The organism is Microbacterium sp. LBN7, assembly GCF_045690345.1.
GTDB lineage: Bacteria > Actinomycetota > Actinomycetes > Actinomycetales > Microbacteriaceae > Microbacterium.
In genome coordinates this window covers 669,861-687,550 of the sequence record NZ_CP147856.1, presented here as the reverse complement: position 1 = coordinate 687,550, position 17,690 = coordinate 669,861, and the positions used below count along the sequence as shown (strand labels likewise).

Annotated in this window: 14 protein-coding genes; 5 read left to right on the top strand and 9 right to left on the bottom strand. The window is 72.1% G+C overall.

Translation table 11 applies throughout. The features are described from left to right. Positions 1-94: 94 nt before the first annotated feature. Positions 95-2,227 (top strand): DEAD/DEAH box helicase, encoded by a 2,133-nt coding sequence (locus LBN7_RS03315; protein WP_341945972.1) that lies wholly within the window; start codon positions 95-97, stop codon positions 2,225-2,227. 47 nt (positions 2,228-2,274) lie between these two features. Here LBN7_RS03315 and LBN7_RS03310 read toward each other — a convergent pair whose 3' ends face one another. Then, entirely contained in the window at positions 2,275-3,042 is a 768-nt protein-coding gene (locus LBN7_RS03310) for an IclR family transcriptional regulator (protein ID WP_116634689.1), read from the bottom strand. A gap of 146 nt (positions 3,043-3,188) precedes the next feature. On the opposite strand from LBN7_RS03310, the gene dhaK reads away from it, so the two are divergent. The 4 genes from dhaK to LBN7_RS03290 all read left to right on the top strand — a co-directional run bounded on the left by dhaK (position 3,189) and on the right by LBN7_RS03290 (position 8,752). Beyond that, on the top strand, positions 3,189-4,181 hold the full coding sequence (gene dhaK, locus LBN7_RS03305) for a dihydroxyacetone kinase subunit DhaK (RefSeq protein ID WP_341945971.1): 993 nt from the start codon (positions 3,189-3,191) through the stop codon (positions 4,179-4,181). Beyond that, positions 4,181-4,822 carry a dihydroxyacetone kinase subunit DhaL gene (gene dhaL / locus LBN7_RS03300; protein WP_407360936.1) on the top strand — a complete coding sequence of 214 codons (642 nt, stop codon included), beginning with the start codon at positions 4,181-4,183 and terminating at the stop codon, positions 4,820-4,822. Before dhaK ends, dhaL begins: the two co-directional genes overlap by 1 nt. Before the next feature lie 11 nt (positions 4,823-4,833). Then, positions 4,834-7,317 (top strand): phosphoenolpyruvate--protein phosphotransferase, encoded by a 2,484-nt coding sequence (gene ptsP / locus LBN7_RS03295; RefSeq protein WP_407360935.1) that lies wholly within the window; start codon positions 4,834-4,836, stop codon positions 7,315-7,317. A 154-nt stretch (positions 7,318-7,471) separates the two neighbouring features. Beyond that, on the top strand, positions 7,472-8,752 hold the full coding sequence (locus tag LBN7_RS03290) for a hypothetical protein (protein WP_407360934.1): 1,281 nt from the start codon (positions 7,472-7,474) through the stop codon (positions 8,750-8,752). A gap of 7 nt (positions 8,753-8,759) precedes the next feature. Here LBN7_RS03290 and paaI read toward each other — a convergent pair whose 3' ends face one another. From paaI to LBN7_RS03250, 8 genes are read right to left on the bottom strand one after another with little or no spacing between them, the layout of a single operon-like run. Further along, entirely contained in the window at positions 8,760-9,149 is a 390-nt protein-coding gene (gene paaI / locus LBN7_RS03285; protein WP_116634694.1) for a hydroxyphenylacetyl-CoA thioesterase PaaI, read from the bottom strand. Then, entirely contained in the window at positions 9,146-11,239 is a 2,094-nt protein-coding gene (gene paaZ / locus LBN7_RS03280) for a phenylacetic acid degradation bifunctional protein PaaZ (protein ID WP_407360933.1), read from the bottom strand. The genes paaI and paaZ overlap by 4 nt, the downstream gene beginning before the upstream one ends. Beyond that, the gene (locus LBN7_RS03275) at positions 11,236-12,102 is read right to left on the bottom strand and encodes a 3-hydroxyacyl-CoA dehydrogenase family protein (RefSeq protein ID WP_407360932.1); all 867 of its coding nucleotides are present in this window, start codon (positions 12,100-12,102) and stop codon (positions 11,236-11,238) included. The genes paaZ and LBN7_RS03275 overlap by 4 nt, the downstream gene beginning before the upstream one ends. Further along, entirely contained in the window at positions 12,099-12,833 is a 735-nt protein-coding gene (locus tag LBN7_RS03270; RefSeq protein WP_116634697.1) for an enoyl-CoA hydratase/isomerase family protein, read from the bottom strand. Before LBN7_RS03270 ends, LBN7_RS03275 begins: the two co-directional genes overlap by 4 nt. Further along, positions 12,830-14,017, bottom strand: a complete 1,188-nt coding sequence (locus tag LBN7_RS03265; RefSeq protein WP_407360931.1) for a thiolase family protein — start codon at positions 14,015-14,017, stop codon at positions 12,830-12,832. The genes LBN7_RS03270 and LBN7_RS03265 overlap by 4 nt, the downstream gene beginning before the upstream one ends. Beyond that, a complete protein-coding gene (locus tag LBN7_RS03260) occupies positions 14,017-15,435 on the bottom strand; it encodes a dihydrolipoamide acetyltransferase family protein (RefSeq protein WP_407360930.1) in 1,419 nt (472 codons plus the stop codon). Before LBN7_RS03260 ends, LBN7_RS03265 begins: the two co-directional genes overlap by 1 nt. Continuing rightward, positions 15,432-16,466: an alpha-ketoacid dehydrogenase subunit beta gene (locus tag LBN7_RS03255; RefSeq protein WP_407360929.1), complete on the bottom strand. Its 1,035-nt coding sequence runs from the start codon at positions 16,464-16,466 to the stop codon at positions 15,432-15,434. The genes LBN7_RS03260 and LBN7_RS03255 overlap by 4 nt, the downstream gene beginning before the upstream one ends. Next, positions 16,463-17,563: a thiamine pyrophosphate-dependent enzyme gene (locus LBN7_RS03250; protein ID WP_116634700.1), complete on the bottom strand. Its 1,101-nt coding sequence runs from the start codon at positions 17,561-17,563 to the stop codon at positions 16,463-16,465. Before LBN7_RS03250 ends, LBN7_RS03255 begins: the two co-directional genes overlap by 4 nt. Between the last annotated feature and the right edge of the window lie 127 nt (positions 17,564-17,690).

The window sequence follows — 17,690 nt, the reverse complement described above, 5'->3', positions numbered from 1 at the left end:
ATGCCGGGATCCCGGGCGCGGGCGCGGGCGCGGGCGCGGGCGCGGTCGAGGATGACGGCCGCGAGGTGTCGGTGGCGTGAGGCAGAGTGGGGGCATGACCTCCCCCTCTCCCGTCGACACCCGCGAGGCCGCGCTCGCCGCACTGCGCGAGCTCGTCGGCCGCCCCGACGCCGACTTCCACGACGGACAGTACGAGGCGATCGAGGCGCTGGTCGAGGGGCGCCGCCGCGCGCTCGTGGTGCAGCGCACCGGCTGGGGCAAGTCGGCGGTCTACTTCGTCGCGACGCTTCTGCTGCGGCGGCAGGGCGCCGGGCCGACCGTGCTCGTGTCGCCCCTGCTGGCGCTCATGCGCGACCAGATCGCCGCCGCCGAGCGCGCCGGGGTGCGCGCGGTCGCCATCAACTCCACGAACGCGCACGAGTGGACCGACGTGCTCGCGCAGCTCGACCGCGACGAGGTCGACGTGCTGCTGGTCTCGCCCGAGCGGCTGAACAACCCCGCGTTCCGCGAGGAGCAGCTGCCGGCACTGGTCCGGCGCATCGGCATGCTGGTCGTCGACGAGGCGCACTGCATCAGCGACTGGGGACACGACTTCCGTCCCGACTACCGCCGGCTGCGCGACCTCATCGCCCAGATGCCGGCCGACGTGCCCGTGCTCGCGACGACGGCGACCGCGAACAGCCGGGTCGTGGCCGATGTGGCCGAGCAGCTCGGCAGTCTGAGCGAGGGCACGGGGGAGGCCGCCGCAGCCGCCGCGCCGGTGCTCACGATCCGGGGCCCCCTCGCGCGCACCTCGCTGCGGCTGGGCGTGCTGCGGCTGCGCGATTCGGCGAGCCGCCTGGCCTGGCTGCTGAGCCATCTCGATGACCTGCCCGGTTCCGGCATCATCTACACGCTGACCGTCGCCGCGGCCGTCGACACCGCCCGGCTGCTGCGCGACCACGGCCACGACGTGCGGGCGTACACCGGGCAGACAGACACCGAGGAGCGCGCCGAGTCGGAGGGGATGCTGAAGCGCAACGAGGTCAAGGCGCTCGTCGCGACCAGCGCTCTGGGCATGGGCTTCGACAAGCCCGATCTGGGCTTCGTGCTGCACCTGGGCGCGCCCTCGTCTCCCGTGGCGTACTACCAGCAGGTGGGTCGTGCCGGTCGTGCGAGCGAGAGCGCCGACGTTCTGCTGCTGCCCGGGGTGGAAGACCGCGACATCTGGCACTACTTCGCGACCGCGTCCATGCCTGACAGGGAGCGCGCCGAGCGGGTGATCGGCGCCCTCGGCGATACGCCGATCTCGACGCCGGCGCTCGAGGCGATGGTCGACATCCGGCGGACGCCGCTCGAGCTGCTGCTGAAGGTGCTCGATGTCGACGGGGCAGTGCGGCGCGTGCAGGGCGGCTGGGTCGCGACCGGCGAGCCGTGGACCTACGATGCCGAGCGCTACGAGCGGATCGCCGCCGAGCGCGTCGCCGAGCAGCAGCACATGATCGAGTACGAGCAGACCGACGGATGCCGGATGGAGTTCCTGCAGCGCTCGCTCGACGACGACACGGCCGCGCCGTGCGGGAGATGCGACAACTGCGCGGGCGGGTGGTTCCCGCGCGAGATCGGGACGGCGGCGAGCACGCAGGCCGCGGAGTCGCTCGATCGGGTCGGGGTTCCGATCGAGCCCCGACGGGCCTGGCCGACGGGAGCCGACCGGCTCGGGGTGCCGCTCAAGGGCCGCATCGCCGCCGACGAGCAGGCCGGGGAGGGGCGGGCGCTCGCGCGTCTCACCGACCTGGGATGGGGGAACACGCTGCGTGACCTGTTCGCGGCGGGCGCGTCGGATGCAGCCGTCACGCCGGCGCTGCTCCAGGCGTGCGTCCGGGTGCTCGCCGGGTGGGGCTGGGCCGAGCGGCCGGTGGCGGTCGTCGCCCTGCCGTCGCGCTCGCGTCCGCTGCTGGTGGATTCGCTCGCCCGGGGCATCGCCGAGGTCGGCCGCCTGCCGTACCTGGGGGCGCTCGAACCGGTCGGCGGCGGCCCGACAGGGCAGCCCGGCGGGAACAGCGTCTTCCGCCTCGCCGGTCTCTGGGACCGGTTCAGCGCCGAGCACCTGGAGGTGCCTGCCGGCCCTGTGCTGCTCGTCGACGACCTGGTCGACAGCCGGTGGACGATGACGGTCGCCGCTCGTGCGCTGCGGCAGGCGGGCGCGACCGACGTCCTTCCGCTCGCTCTCGCGCTGCGCGGCTGACGACCCTTCGTGGCTGTCGGCCCTGCGCGGCTGACGGCCTCGCGCGGTCAGTCCTCCGCGGGGGCGACGCGCGGCGGCCAGGACGTCGCGCCGAGCTCCCGCGAGATGTTGCGGGCCGTCTCGCGGAGCGCGTCGAGGATGGCATCCGAGGGCGGTGTCTGCGTGGTCGGCATCACCACCGCCACGGCTGCGACGATGTCGTTCGAGGCATCCGCGATGGGGGCCGCGATCGAGGACTCGCCGAGCACCGCCTCATCGAACTCTGCCGCGTTCCCGCGCTCGGCGATCGCGGGAAGCTCCAGGGTGAGCCGTGCGATGTCGGTCACCGTGTCGCCGGTGAGGCTGCGCAGCGGCTGCTCGAACACGCTCCGCTGGAACCCGAGGTCGTAGGCCAGCAGCACCTTGCCCATCGCCGAGGCGTGAGCCGGGATCGCGACCCCCGTCTCCAGCATCTGCTGACTGTCATCGGGGCGGAGGTTGTGGTGGATGACCAGCACATCGGTGAAGTGCGGGGCGCCGAGCCGTACCGAGAGGTTGGTGCGGCGGGCGAGCTCCTGCGTCCAGCGCATCGCCCGCGCGCGCACGTCGAGCGTGTCGAGGTAGACGTTGCTGAGACGCAGGAGGGTGGGGCCCAGCATGTAGCGCTGTCCGCCGCGCTCCTTCGCGACGAGGCCGTGCGAGCGCAGCGATTTCACGATGCCGTGCACGGTGGAGGGCGGAAGGCTGAGGGCTGCGGCGAGGTCGGTGATGCCCAGATGGCGCGCGCCCTGGAGCAGCTCGAGGATCTTCGCCGCACGGTCGATCGCCTGGATCACGGGGCATCCCTTCTTCCGGTTCGACGTCGAACCGGCTCGTCGTGCTGGTCTTCCGGATTGATCTTGACAACCCGACCGGGTCCGAGCATATTCGACATTAACGAATTGCTTTCCGATTTTCGCGAAAGAGATCAAAGGAGATCGCAGTGAAGAAGCTCATCAATGCCCCGGAAGACGTGCTCGTCGAATCGCTCAGAGGCGTGGCGCTCGCCCACCCCGAGCTCTCGGTCGACCTCGAGACCCACGTCATCACGCGCGCGACGCCCAAGGCGCAGGGCAAGGTCGCCATCGTGTCCGGCGGCGGATCAGGACACGAACCGCTGCACGGCGGGTTCGTCGGCGAGGGCATGCTCGACGCCGCCGTGGCGGGAGAGGTCTTCACCTCGCCCACGCCCGACCGCGTGCAGGCCGCGACCAAGGCCGTCGACCGCGGTGCCGGGGTGCTGCACATCGTGAAGAACTACACCGGCGACGTGCTCAACTTCGAGATGGCGGCCGAACTGGCGTCGATGGAGGGCATCGAGGTCGGCAGCGTCGTGGTCGACGACGACGTGGCCGTGCAGGACTCGCTCTACACCGCGGGGCGTCGCGGCGTCGGCCTCACCGTGCTGCTGGAGAAGATCGTCGGTGCCGCCGCGGAGGAGGGCCAGGACCTCGCCTCGGTGGTCGAGCTCGCGAAGCGCGTCAACGGCCAGGGGCGCTCGATGGGCATGGCGCTCACGAGCTGCACGGTCCCGGCCGCGGGCAAGCCGACCTTCGACCTCCCCGAGGACCAGATGGAGATCGGCATCGGCATCCACGGCGAGCCGGGTCGGCACCGTGAGCCGCTGGCTCCGGCATCCGACATCGCCCGTCAGCTCGTCGAGCCGATCCTCGCCGACCTCGACTTCGCCGGACCCGCGATCGTGATGGTCAACGGGATGGGGGCGACACCGCAGATCGAGCTGTACCTGATGTACGCCGAGGTCGCGGCGCTCCTCGAGAAGGCGGGCGTGCAGATCGTGCGGAACCTCGTCGGCAACTACATCACCTCGCTCGACATGGCCGGATGCTCCGTCACGGTGCTCAAGGTCGACGACGAGCTGCTGCGCTTGTGGGACGCCCCGGTGAACACCCCTGGTCTGCGGTGGGGGGCGTGATGGCGACCATCGGAACCGACACCCTGGTCGACTGGATCTCGCGCTTCCGCGACGCGGTGACCGAGAAGCGCGAGTGGCTCACGGAGCTGGACTCGGCGATCGGCGACGCCGACCACGGCGCGAACATGGCGCGCGGCATGAGCGCGGTGGGGGAGAAGCTCGCCGCGGGAGCCCCCGCGACGGCGGACGAACTGCTGAAGAGCGTCGGCATGACGCTCGTGAGCTCGGTCGGCGGCGCCAGCGGGCCGCTCTACGGCACCTTCTTCCTGCGCATGGGGATGACGGCCGGCGCGGTCGACGAGCTCGACGCCGCCGGCCTCGCATCCGCGTTGCGCGCGGGACTCGAGGGCATCGTCGCCCGCGGCAAGGCCGAGGCCGGCGACAAGACGATGTTCGACGCCATGGCACCCGCGGTCGACGCGCTCGATGCGGCGATCGCCGAAGGCGCCGATCTGTCGTCGGCGGCGCGGCGGGCCGCCGATGCCGCGGCCGCAGGACGAGACGCGACCGAACCGCTCGTGGCCCGCAAGGGCCGGGCGAGCTATCTGGGCGAACGCAGCGCCGGACACCTCGACCCGGGTGCCGCCTCGACGGCCATCCTGTTCGACACGCTCTCCGCGGCGATCTCCGGCAGCTCCTGATGATCGGGATCGTGGCCGTCTCCCACAGTGCACGACTCGGGGAGGCGGCGCTGGAGCTTGCCCTGCAGATGGTGCAGGGCGGGGATGTGCGGGTGAAGGTCGCCGCCGGTGCAGGAACCGACGGCGAAGGGGCGCCGATCCTCGGAACGGATGCCGTCGCCGTCGCGGGCGCGATCGATGAGCTGGCCGCCGACTGCGACGGGGTGCTGGTGCTCATGGATCTCGGATCTGCCGTGCTGAGCGCGGAGCTCGCCCTCGAGCTGCGCGGGAGCGACGTGCCGGTGCGCCTCGCCCCCGCTCCCTTCGTGGAGGGGCTCTTGGCAGCGGTGGTCTCGGCGGCCGCGGGCGGTTCGCTCGACGATGTGGCGGCGGAGGCCGGTGCGGCCCTCGGCGCGAAGACCGGGCAGCTCGGGAGCCCCGGGGAGTCCGATGCTGTGGAGACCGCCTCGACGGGAACGACCGCGGACGCGGGCGACGCGCACGTCCGTCGGGTGCGGGTACGCAACCCCCTCGGCATCCACGCGCGCCCGGCGGCGCTGATCGCCCGAGCCGCCGCGGGTTCGGACGTGCGGCTGCGTCGCCTTCCGGAGGGACCGGATGCGTCTGCCGCGAGCCTCTCCCGACTGCTGATCCTCGGAGCCCGCCAGGGAGACGAGGTGGAGCTGACAGCCCGGGGAGCAGACGCTGAGGCGGCGCTGGCCCGCGTGGCCGCGCTCTTCGACGACGGATTCGGCGAGGGGACCGAGGACGCATCGGCTGGGCGTCCCACCGCCGCGCCGCAGAGCTCTGCCGCGCCCGCGACGAAGATCGCGGCTCCGGCCGAGATCGCCTCCGGTGCCGTTCTCCGCGGACGCGGGGTGAGCGCGGGGCGCGTCGCGGCGCCCGTGGTGCGTCTCGCCCCTCCGCTTCCTGAGCCCGATCCGGCGACGGTGATCGCCCCGGAGGACCGCGCTGACGAGGTCTCCGCGATCGAGTGGGCGGCGGTGGCGGTCGCCGATCAGCTGCGTTCCCGCACGGCGCAGGCCACGGGGGAGGCCAGGGCGATCCTCGACGCCTCTCGGCTCCTCGCCTCAGACCCGGAGCTCGTCGCGGATGCGACCGCTCTCGTGCAGACGAAGGGGCGCAGCGCCGCGCGGGCGGTGTGGGAGGCCGCAGCGGTCCACGAGAAGGGCCTCCGCGCGCTCGGCGGCCGGATGGCCGAGCGAGTCGCGGACATCCGCGACGTGCGGGATCGGATCATTGCCGAGGTCCTCGAGGTCGACCTGCCCGGTGTGCCGGAGCGCGACGAGCCGTTCGTGCTGGTCGCCACGGATCTCGCCCCGGCCGACACCGCGTCGCTCGAGGGCGGGCAGTGCGTCGGACTGGTCACCGAGCAGGGCGGGCCGACCTCGCACACCGCCATCATCGCGCGGTCCCTCGGGCTGCCGGCGGTCGTCGGCGTCGCCGGTGCGACGGGCGTGGTCGCGGGCGCTCTGCTGCTCGTCGACGGCGACCACGGCACGGTCGAGGTGGATCCTCCCGAGGAGCGCATCGCCGAGGCGCGGGCGGCGGCCGTCGTCGTCGCCTTCGACGGCGCCGGTGTGCTCGCCGACGGACACCCCGTCCCGCTGCTGGCGAATGTCGGCGGAGGGGCGGATGCCGCCTCCGCCGCGTCCGCCCGAGCGGAGGGCGTCGGGCTCTTCCGCACCGAGTTCTGCTTCCTGGACCGGGCGGATGCCCCGAGCATCGAGGAGCAGGTCGCCGCCTACCGCGGGGTGCTGGCCGCGTTCCCCGGACGCAAGGTCGTGGTGCGCACGCTCGACGCGGGCAGCGACAAGCCGCTGCCCTTCGCGAACGCCGACCACGAGGAGAACCCGGCGCTGGGCGTGCGTGGTCTCCGCATCGCCCGTCGTTCCCCGGAGCTCCTCGACGAGCAGCTGCGGGCGCTCGCGCTCGCTGCCGACGCGGAGTCGGCGCTGGTCGAGGTGATGGCCCCGATGGTGTCGACGGTCGAGGAGGCCCGTGACTTCGCGGAGCGCTGCCGGTCGGCAGGGATCGCACGCGTCGGGATCATGATCGAGACGCCGGCCGCCGCGCTGCTCGCCGCCGAGCTCTTCGAGGTCGTCGACTTCGTCAGCCTCGGCACCAACGACCTGGCGCAGTACACGCTGGCGGCGGATCGTCTGCTCAGCGAGCTCGGCGATCTGAACGATCCGTGGCAGCCCGCCGTCCTGCGTCTGATCGGCGCCGTGGGCGACGCGGGCCGTGCGGTCGGGAAGCCGGTGGGGGTCTGCGGTGAGGCGGGCGGGGATCCGGCGCTCGCGCCGGTGCTGGTCGGGCTCGGCGTCACCTCGCTGTCGATGACCTCCCGATCGCTCGGCAGGGTCGCGGCCGCACTCGCGGATGTCGATGAGGCAACCTGCCGACGCGCGGCCCTCGCGGCGATCGCGGCCTCCACGGTCGCCGATGCCCGGGCGGCGGCGGCTTCCGAGCTCGGCGTCGCGCTCCGGTCCTGAGCCCCGAGGCGCGGGTGTATGCGCACAGCGGCATGCGTTTCTTATCATTCTGATCTCGACATGGGTCGTCATTCTCCGCCGCGTCGCGCGCAGGCTCTACGCTCGCCGCAGGGGGCGTCGACGGACGACGCTTGGTTCTGCATCGGAGGGTCATATGTCGCGCTCACGCTCACTCACGACGACGGCGGTCGGGGTCATCGCCGCCGGTTCTCTGCTTCTGCTCGCGGCGTGCGCGCCGGAACCGGGAACGGGCCCGGAGCCCACAGGTACGGAGGGGCCCGGTGCCTCTCCGTACACGGGTCCGGCGGTCTTCGTGGGCGACGAGCTCGACATGCTGCTGCTCACGCCCGACGAGATCACGGAGCTCCTGCCCGGAAGCACCGAGGTGGGTGCGTCGTCGTCGGTCCTGCAGCAGATCTCCGACGGGGGCGGCCCGAGCCCGGAACCCGCGATCTGCGCGGCGCTGTTCGCCGAGCAATCGTTGTGGACCGTGGGGTCGCGCACCGTCTCGTGGAAGGTGCCGGACGACGCGCAGCGGGGTGCCGGCAGCCTGTCCGTCCTGCAGTTCGCCGATGAGGACCACGCGGCGAAGCGCATGGACCAGCTCCGCTCCGCGGCGGAGCAGTGCGGCACCTTCGACTACAACGGCGAGGCGAGCTTCGACGCCGTGCTCCCGGACGCCTCGGAGAACGCGCAGGCGTTCGCCGGCGTCCTGACCTTCCCCGAGATCGAGGGCGGAGCCCGCACGTTCTCCGCCGTCGCCTCCGTCGGCAACGTTCTCGTGCAGATCTGGCAGCCCGTCGTCGGCGACACGGTGATCGACGGGGAGGCCATCGCCGAGCTGCTCCTGTGGCGCGCGGAAGACGCCCACGCGGCGTTGATCGACGAGCTCACGGCGAACCCGCCGACGGAGGAGGAGGAACCCGCCTCCGATGCCTCCGCGCCCTGGAGCGAGTGGGCGGTCTCGGTCGGTGGTGTCGGTCCCGTCCGTCTCGGGGACCCGATCGACGACGCCGTGAAGGCCGCGGCGGGGGCGCAGGCGCTCGAGCCCGCCTTCGAGCAGGGGCCGTGGCGGGTCGTCAACCAGGACGCGAGCGCGTCGATGCTGATCCAGCCGGACGAGGGCGGCACGGTCGTGACGTCGATCACGGTCGGCAACGACCGCACCTTCGACGAGGCCGCGCAGTCGGGGGCGGTTCTCCCGGCCCGGGGCGACGTGCGGGTGGGCGACACGGTCGCCGAGGCGATCGCCGCCTACCCCGGTGGCACCACCGTCACCGTCGCCTCGTCGGGCGACGACTGGTACGACGTCGCCACGCGGGACGGGCGCCTGTTCCGATTCCACGCCGACCGCGACGTCGTCGACGCCGGATCGCTCATCATCGGGATCACCGTGGAGGACGCGACGACGCGTCGCGAGCCCGTCTTCGGGTGACGGACGCTCAGTCGATCCGGCGGCTCGTCGTGACCGAGCGGCCGCGGAACTCCGCGACCACGTCGCCCGTGTCGTCGGTGACCGTGACGTCGTAGAGGCCGGTGCGTCCGCTGACGACGCGGCGCACCGCCGTCGCGGTCAGCGTCTGTCCGGCGTGCGTCGACTTCAGGAACGTGATGTCGGCACCCGCCGCCACGGTCACGCGTTCGTCCTCGTTGCACGCGAGGGCGAACGCGGTGTCGGCGAGCGCGAAGACGAGGCCGCCGTGCGTGATCGCGAACCCGTTCAGCATGTCGTCGCGCACGACCATCGACACGACCGCGGCACCGGGTTCGTCGCGGTCCACGCTCATGCCCAGCGCGGCAGACGCCCGGTCGCGCTGCATCATCGGCCTCATACCGGGACCGCCGCCGGAGCGGGCTCCTTGCTGACGAGCGTGAGCACGTCGTAGGTGGCCACCGTCTCGTCGGCCTGGTTGCGGATGACGGCGTCCCAGCGCACCTCGCCGTACTCGTCGGTCTCGCGGGGAGTGATCTGCTTCGCGGTGAGCTCGACCCGGATCTCGTCGCCCGGAGACACCGGGGTCAGGAACCGCAGGTTCTCCAGCCCGTAGTTCGCGAGCACGGGACCGGGCTCGGGGTCGACGAAGAGCCCGGCCGCCCAGGAGACGAGCAGATACCCATGGGCGACGCGTCCGGGGAAGAACGGGTTGGCGGCCGCGGCATCCTCGTCCATGTGCGCGTAGAACGTGTCGCCCGTGAACCGCGCGAAGGTCTCGATGTCGGCCAGCGTCACCTCGCGAGACGCCGAGACGACCTGATCGCCGATGCGCAGCTCGGCCAGCGATTTGCGGAACGGATGCCGGCCCTCGCTGCGGGCCGTGGCGCCGGCGTGCCAGATGCCGGTGAGCGCGGTGAGCATCTGCGGCGAGCCCTGCACGGCCGTCCGCTGCATGTGATGCAGGACGGCGCGGATGCCGCCGAGCTCCTCGCCGCCGCCCGCCCGCCCCGGGCCACCGTGCACGAGATTGGGGAGCGGCGAGCCGTGACCGGTCGACGATCGGGCGTCATCGCGGTCGAGCAGCAGCATGCGCCCGTTGAAGGGGGCGATGCGCGTGGCGAGGTCGACGGCCTGCACGGGATCGTGCGTCGCGATGCTGGTGACCAGCGAGCCGCCGCCCCGTCCGACGAGCGCCGCGGCCTCGGCCGTCGTGTCGTAGGTCAGGAGCGACGCCACCGGGCCGAAGGCCTCCACGCTGTGCACGGCATCGGTCCCGGGATCGTCGAAGCGCAGCAGGACGGGGGAGACGAAAGCGCCGTCCGCCGCCGCACCGGTGGTCCCGTCGGCGAGACGCACCTCGGGAGTCTCGGTCGATCCGATGACGAGCCGCCCGCCGGCGTCCTGCAGCACCTTCACCTGGCGCAGAACCTCGTCACGCTGGGCGAGGGAGGCGAGCGGGCCCATCGTGACGCCGTCGGCTCGCGGGTCACCCAGCACCGTCTTCTCGGCGATCCGAGCCTGGACCGCCGCGATCACGGCATCCGCTGTCTCCGTCGGCACGATCGCCCGGCGGATCGCCGTGCACTTCTGACCGGCCTTGGTCGTCATCTCCGTCACGAGCTGGCGCACGTAGGCGTCGAACTCCGGAGTGCCGGCCACGGCGTCCGTGCCGAGCACCGAGGCGTTGATCGAGTCGGTCTCGGCGGTGAATCGCACACCGCCCGTCTGCACGGCCGGGTGCGATTTGAGGCTCTCCGCCGTCGATGCGCTGCCGGTGAATCCGACGATGTCGCCGAGGCGCAGGTGATCGAACAGGGTCGGGACGCTGCCGCTGACGAGCTGCAACGAGCCCGCGGGCAGGAGTCCGGACTCGACGAGGATCCGCACCATCGCCTCGGCCAGGTACCCGGTCGGCGTCGCCGGCTTCACCAGCGTCGGCATGCCGGCGAGGAAGGCCGGGGCGAGCTTCTCGAGCGACCCCCACACCGGGAAGTTGAAGGCGTTGATCTGCACCGCGACGCCCGGCAGGGTCGTGTAGACGTGGCGACCGAGGAACGAGCCGTCCTTCGAGAGCGGCTCGACCGGGCCGTCGACGTGCACGGTGCTGTTCGGCAGCTCGCGGCGACCCTTGCCCGAGTAGGAGAACAGGACCCCGATCCCGCCGTCGATGTCGACCCAGGAGTCCGTCCGGGTGGCACCCGTGCGAGCGGACAGCGCGTACAGCTCGTCCTTGCGCTCGGTCAGCGCGAGCGCGAACTGCTTCAGCAGCACGGCGCGCTGGTGGAACGTGAGAGCGCCCAGGCTCGCCTGGCCGACCGTGCGGGCGTGCTCGAGAGCCGCCGCGAGATCCAGTCCCTCGGTGCTCACGCGGGTCACGATCTCGCCCGTCGACGCATCGCGCACGTCGGTCCCGGCGACGGGTCCCTGAGCCTGTCGGAGGGGCGTCCACCAGGATCCCTCGACGTAGCTCGGAAGGTGGTCGGTCATCGCGTCTCCTCGTTCCATCTGTAGAAGCCCTCGCCGCTCTTGCGGCCCAGCTTTCCGTCGGCGACCATCGCGCGCAGCAGCGCGGGCGGTTCGAAGCGCGGGCCCAGCGTCGCGGCCAGCTCCTCGGCGATCCCGAGTCGCACGTCGAGTCCGACGATGTCAGTCGTGCGCAGGGGGCCGGTCGGATGCCGGTAGCCGAGGGTCATCGCCGCGTCGATGTCGGCGGCGCTCGCGACGCCCTCCTCCAGCATCCGGATCGCCTCGAGACCGAGCATCACGCCGAGCCGTGAGGAGGCGAAGCCGGGGGAGTCGCGCACCACGATCGGCGACTTGCCGAGCGTCTGCACCCAGGTGCGAGCGGTCTCGACGACGTCGGACCGCGTGGCCGAGCCGCGGACGATCTCGACGAGGGCGGAGGCCGGCACCGGATTGAAGAAGTGCAGCCCGAGGAAGGTCTCGGGACGGGCGCGGTTCGTGGCGAGGTCGTCGATCGAGATCGAGGAGGTGTTCGAGGCGAGGATCGCGCCGTCGTGCATCGCCCCCTCGGCGCGGCTCAGCGCCTCCTCCTTGAGCGCCCGGTCCTCCGGAACGGCTTCCACGACCAGCGCGCACGCCGAGAACTCGGCGATCTCGGTGCCGCAGTCGAGGCGGGCGCGGAGAGCGGATCCGTCGAGCAGCGGGTCGCGGTCGACCGAGCGCCGGATGCTGTCGTGCACGCGCTCGGCGGCGGCGTCGGCACTGGCGCTGTCGCGCTCCACCACGCTCACGCGGGATCCGGCGAGCAGGAAGGCATGGGCGATCCCGGCGCCCATGCGCCCTCCGCCGAGGACTCCGACGTGTGCCGGTGCGTCGATCCCGCTCATCGACGTGCCCGCCTCTCGAGGAACTCCGTCATCCGACGGTGCTTCGCCGGGGACTCGAAAAGCTCGGCCTGCAGCGCGAACTCGATCGCGGGGTGCTCGGCGCGCGGCGTCCGCAGGGCCCTCTTGGTGTGCTGGGTCGCGAGCGGGTCGTTCGCGGCGATCCGGTCGGCGAGGGCGTGCGCCGCGCTGAGCAGGTCCTCGGCCGGGTGCAAGGCCGAGACGAGCCCCCAGGCGAGCGCCTCTTCGGCGTCGAGTGTGCGACCTGTCAGGAGCAGTTCGCTCGCCCTGGCCTCGCCGATGATCTCGGGCAGCCGCCAGGTGGCGCCGGCCGCGGCCATGATCCCGAGCCCCGTCTCCGGATTCCCGATCCGCAGCGCGGGCGTGCCGATGCGGATGTCGGCGGCGTAGGCGAGTTCGGCGCCGCCGCCCAGCGCATAGCCGTCGATCGCGGCGATCACCGGCATCGGCAGCTCCCTGATGCGGATGAACGCGGTCGCGTTGATGCCGCGGCGGGCGTCGTCGGCCGTGCGCTCGCGGAGCTGGGCGATGTCGGCGCCCGCGGCGAAGACGCCGTCGGCGCCGGTGAGGATGAGCGTGCGCGGGTGCTCCTCGAGCGACGCGCACAGGTCGTGCAGCGCGTCGATGGTCTCCTGGTCGATCGCGTTGCGCTTCTCCGGGCGATCCAGCACGGCGATGACGCGGTCGGGTCGCGCCTCGACCTGCAGCGTCATGAGACGCGCTCCACGATCATCGCGGAGCCCTGGCCCACGCCGACGCACATCGTGGCGAGGCCGCGTTCGACGCCTTCTCGCTCCAGGCGCCCGAGCAGGGTCACGACGAGACGGCATCCGCTCGAGCCGAGGGGGTGCCCCAGGGCGATCGCGCCGCCGTCCCGGTTGACGATCTCGGGGTCCAGGCCGAGTCGGCGCATCGACGCGAGCGACTGCGTGGCGAAGGCCTCGTTCAGCTCGACGGCCCCGATGTCGGAGATCTCGAGTCCGGCGCGCTGGAGCGCCTTCTCGGTGGCCGGTACCGGTCCGAGGCCCATGATCTCGGGGGCGAGGGCCGCCGAGGTCGCTGCGATGATGCGGGCACGCGGCACGAGTCCATGGCGTCGCACGGCGTCGGCGCTCGCGACCACGATCGCGGAGGAGCCGTCGTTGAGCGAGCTGGAGTTCCCGGCGGTGACCACCTCGCCTCCGGCGACGACCGGTCGGAGCCCGGCCAGGGCATCCAGGCTGGTGTCGCGACGCGGGCCCTCGTCGACCGTGACATCGCCGGACCGCGTGGGCACGGCGACGATCTCGGCGGCGAAGCGACCGGCGTCGATCGCGGCGACGGCGCGCTGCTGACTGCGGAGGGCGAAGGCGTCGGCATCCGCACGGGTGATGCCGTCGCGGCGCGCCACCTCCTCGGCGGTCTCGGGCATCGAGAACGTCGCCTTGTCACGCGCGGCGAGACGGGGGTTCGTGAAGCGCCAGCCGATCGAGGAGTCGAACGCCTCACCGGGCTTCGCCCACGCGCGCTCGGGTTTCGCCTGCACCCACGGCGCCCGGGTCATGGATTCGACACCACCCGCGACGATGAGGTCGGCGTCGCCGGCACGGATCGCCTGGGCGGCCATCGCGATCGCCGACATCCCGGATGCGCAGAGCCGGTTCACGGTGATGCCGGGGATGCTGTCGGGGAGTCCCGCGAGCAGCACGGCCATGCGCGCGACATTCCGGTTGTCCTCGCCCGCCTGGTTGGCCGCTCCCAGGATGACCTCGTCGATCGCGGCATCCGGGATTCCGGCCCTGACGACCGCCTCGCGCACGACGAGAGCGGCGAGGTCGTCGGGTCGCACCCCGGCGAGGGCTCCGCCGTAGCGTCCGACCGGTGTGCGGACACCGCCGACGAGGAACGCCTCCGTCATCAGACCCTCCCGAAGGCGCGCAGCGGATGCTCGATGAGCTCGGTCACGCGCCGGAGGAAGCCGGCCGCGTACCCGCCGTCGCAGACGCGGTGGTCGAACACGAGCGACAGCTGGGCGATGCGCCGCACCACGATCTCGCCGTCCACGACCCAGGGGCGCTCGATGATGCGGCCGATGCCGAGGATGGCGACATCCGGATGGTTGATGATCGCGGCAGACCCGTCGACGCCGAGCCCGCCGTAGTTGTTGAGGGTGAACGTCGACCCGCGGAGGCGCTCCGGCGGCAGCGATCCGGCCCTCGCCGAGGTGGCGAGTTCGCGCAGAGCCACGTCGAGCTGCTCGACCGTGAGGCTGTGAGCGCCCGGGATCACCGGGACCATCAGCCCGCGCTCGGTGTCGGCGGCGACGCCGAGGTTCACCCCGTCGAAGGAGATCAGCTCGCCGGCGTCCTCGCTGAGACGCGAAGCGAGGATCGGGAAGTCCTCGAGGGCGAGGAGCACGAAGCGGGCGAGAAGGGCGGTGACCGACGGTGCCCTGCCGCCCTCGGGCGCCATCTGCGCGCGGAGGTCCCAGAGGGCGGTGGCGTCGACGTCGACCCAGACCGTCGCCTCCGGGATCTCCGCCCTGCTGCGGCTGAGCTTGGCGCTGACGGCCTTGCGCAACGGCGACATCCGCTCCCGCGTCCGGACCGCGAGTCCGTCGACGGTCTCCCCGGTGACAGCCGCTGCGCTGCTCGTCTCGCGATGGTGCGCGGCCGCGCCGTCCACGGCGCTGTCCACCGCGGCCCGGAGCACGTCGGCGCGCGTCACGGCGCCGTCGGGTCCGGTCGCGGCGATCGTGTGCACGTCGAGGCCGAGATCGCGCGCGAGGCGTCGTACCAGCGGAGAGCGTACGGCGACCGGCCGACGCCGCGCGGCATCCGCTTCTCGGACGCTCGTCGGCTTCTCGGAGGATTCCGCGGGGACGGTCCGCGAGACGGAGGTCTCTCCGAGATCTGCGGGAGTCTTCGCACGCACCGCGGCGGGGCGGCGACGACGACCGGATCCGGCGCGCTCCGTGGTGCCGTAGCCGATGAGCACGTTGCCGGATCCGGCGCGCTCCTCCTCGCGGTAGGCCTCCTGCTCCACGGCAGCGCCCGCAGCGTTCTGACTCTCCTGGGCTCCCGCGACCTCGAGGACCGGGGCTCCCACGTCGATCGTGTCACCCGCCTCCCCGTGCAGCGCGGTCACGACACCCGCGAACGGCGAGGGCAGCTCGACGACGCTCTTCGCGGTCTCGACCTCGGCGATGGGCTGGTCGGTGACGATCGTGTCGCCGACCGAGACGAGCCACTGCACGAGTCCGGCCTCGGTCAGTCCCTCGCCGAGGTCGGGGAGACGGAAGACCTGCGCGGTGCCGTTCTTCAGCTCGGTGCTCATACATCCTCGTCCCAGTGCAGCGTGTCGATCGCGTCGAGAACCCGGTCGACGTCGGGCAGGTACCAGTGTTCGAGCTTCGGCGGGGCGTAGGGCACGTCGAAGCCGGTGACCCGGCGCACGGGCGCCTCGAGGAACTCGAAGCACCGCTCGAAGACGCGGGCCTGGATCTCCGAGGCGACCGACGCATAGCCGGGTGCCTCGGCGATGACCACGGCACGCCCCGTCGACTTCACGGCGGCCGTCACGGTCGCGTCGTCGAAGGGCGAGAGCGAGCGCACGTCGACGACCTGCACGCTCCGGCCCTCCGCGGCGGCGACCTCGGCGGCCTCCAGAGCGAGCACCACAGAGGCGCCGTAGGCGAGGAGGGTCACGTCGGTGCCCTCGCGGGCGATGCGCGCGGTGCCGATCTCCGCCGTGATCGACGTGTCGACCTCGCCCTTGCTCCAGTAGAGCTTCTTCGGCTCGAGGAAGATCACGGGGTCGGGGGAGACGATCGCCGCACGCAGCAGGGAGTAGGCGTCCTGCGGGGTGGCGGGACTCACGACGGTGAGTCCCGGCGTGTGCGCGTAGTACGCCTCCGAGGAATCGCAGTGGTGCTCCACGCCGCCGATGCCTCCGCCGAACGGGATGCGGATGACCAGCGGCATCCGCATCCCTCCGCGTGTGCGGTTGCCGAGCTTTGCGACGTGGCTCACGACCTGCTCGAAGGCGGGGAGGGCGAACGCGTCGAACTGGAGCTCGACCACGGGACGCATGCCGTTCATGGCCATGCCGACGGCGGTGCCGACGATGCCGGACTCCGCGAGAGGCGTGTCGAAGCACCGGTCCTCGCCGTAGCGCGCGGTGAGTCCGTCGGTGATGCGGAAGACGCCGCCGAGAGCGCCGACGTCCTCGCCGAAGACGACCACCTCGGGGTCGGACTCGATCGCGTCGGCGAGAGCTCGGTTGAGGGCGGCGGCCATGCTCATGGTCGTCACCTCGCGGGGCGGCACGGCGGTCTCCGTGTGCACGTCGTCGTGGGCGATGGTCATCGCTGTCCCTCCGTCTCCAGCTGCGAGCGGTCGATCTCGTCGCGCAGCAGCTGCCACTGCTCCTCGAGCTGAGGCGAGCGCTTCTCGGTCACGAATCGGAAGAGGTCCTCGGGGTCGAGGTCAGCATCCGTGTTCAGCGCCGTCCGCATGGCGGCGGCGATCTCCTCGGCTCCCGCGGCGAACCGCTCCTCGGCATCCGCATCGAGGGCGCCGGTCTGCGTCAGGTGGGCCCGCAGGCGCAGCAGGGGATCGCGGGCGACCCACTCCTGCACCTCGGCGCGCTCGCGGTAGCGGGTGTCGTCGTCGGCGTTCGTGTGCGCCTGCATCCGATACGTGTGCGCCTCGACCAGCGAAGGGCCGCCACCGGCGCGTGCACGGGAGACCGCCTCGCCGAGCACGGCGAGGACCGCGGCGACGTCGTTGCCGTCGACCCGCTGCCCGGGCATCCCGTACCCGATCGCCTTGTGGGCGAGAGAGGGGGCCGCGGTCTGGCGGGAGAGGGGCACGGAGATCGCGAACTCGTTGTTCTGCACGAAGAAGACGACGGGCACGTGGAACACGGCGGCGAAGTTCATGGCCTCGTGGAAGTCGCCCTCGCTCGTCGCGCCGTCGCCGCAGAGGGCGAGGACGACCGTGTCCTCTCCGCGGTGCTTCGCTGCCTGGGCGAAGCCGACCGCGTGCAGGAGCTGCGTCGCGAGGGGGGTCGCCTGCGGTGCGACCCGGTGCGCGCGCACGTCGTAGCCGGAGTGCCAGTCGCCCTTGAGGAGGACCAGTGCGTCGGCGGGCTCGACTCCGCGCGCGATGACGGCGACCGAGTCACGGTAGGTGGGGAACAGCCAGTCGGCGTCGCCGAGAACCAGGGACGCGCCCACCTGGCAGGCCTCCTGGCCATGAGACGACGGATAGACGGCGAGACGGCCCTGGCGCACGAGGGCGCCGGCCTGATCATTGATCCGTCGTCCCTCGACAAGGCCACGGTAGGCCCGCAGCAGCACGTCCGCCTCAGGGAGCGCGTACTGCTCGTCGGCGACGGGAGCGCCGTTCTGGTCGATCAGCTGCACCGCGGTGTCACGCGGGAGCATGTCGGTGTGCTGCATCCGTCGCCTCCAACTGTTCGTCGCCACTGCCGAACTCGATGAGCCCAGCATGCCTCGCAGAACTCAGTCGTCCAAGAGATTGCGATGAAAGCTGGACGATGCATGGCAAATTGCCGATTCCACGTTC

What these genes read in the sequence shown, in the direction of transcription:
- LBN7_RS03315 (WP_341945972.1), top strand. Translation starts at nt 95, where the DNA reads ATGACCTCCCCCTCTCCCGTCGACACCCGCGAGGCCGCGCTCGCCGCA.
- dhaL (WP_407360936.1), top strand. Translation starts at nt 4,181, where the DNA reads ATGGCGACCATCGGAACCGACACCCTGGTCGACTGGATCTCGCGCTTC.
- LBN7_RS03290 (WP_407360934.1), top strand. Translation starts at nt 7,472, where the DNA reads ATGTCGCGCTCACGCTCACTCACGACGACGGCGGTCGGGGTCATCGCC.
- paaI (WP_116634694.1), bottom strand. Translation starts at nt 9,149, where the DNA reads ATGAGGCCGATGATGCAGCGCGACCGGGCGTCTGCCGCGCTGGGCATG.
- paaZ (WP_407360933.1), bottom strand. Translation starts at nt 11,239, where the DNA reads ATGACCGACCACCTTCCGAGCTACGTCGAGGGATCCTGGTGGACGCCC.
- LBN7_RS03275 (WP_407360932.1), bottom strand. Translation starts at nt 12,102, where the DNA reads ATGAGCGGGATCGACGCACCGGCACACGTCGGAGTCCTCGGCGGAGGG.
- LBN7_RS03270 (WP_116634697.1), bottom strand. Translation starts at nt 12,833, where the DNA reads ATGACGCTGCAGGTCGAGGCGCGACCCGACCGCGTCATCGCCGTGCTG.
- LBN7_RS03265 (WP_407360931.1), bottom strand. Translation starts at nt 14,017, where the DNA reads ATGACGGAGGCGTTCCTCGTCGGCGGTGTCCGCACACCGGTCGGACGC.
- LBN7_RS03260 (WP_407360930.1), bottom strand. Translation starts at nt 15,435, where the DNA reads ATGAGCACCGAGCTGAAGAACGGCACCGCGCAGGTCTTCCGTCTCCCC.
- LBN7_RS03255 (WP_407360929.1), bottom strand. Translation starts at nt 16,466, where the DNA reads ATGACCATCGCCCACGACGACGTGCACACGGAGACCGCCGTGCCGCCC.
- LBN7_RS03250 (WP_116634700.1), bottom strand. Translation starts at nt 17,563, where the DNA reads ATGCAGCACACCGACATGCTCCCGCGTGACACCGCGGTGCAGCTGATC.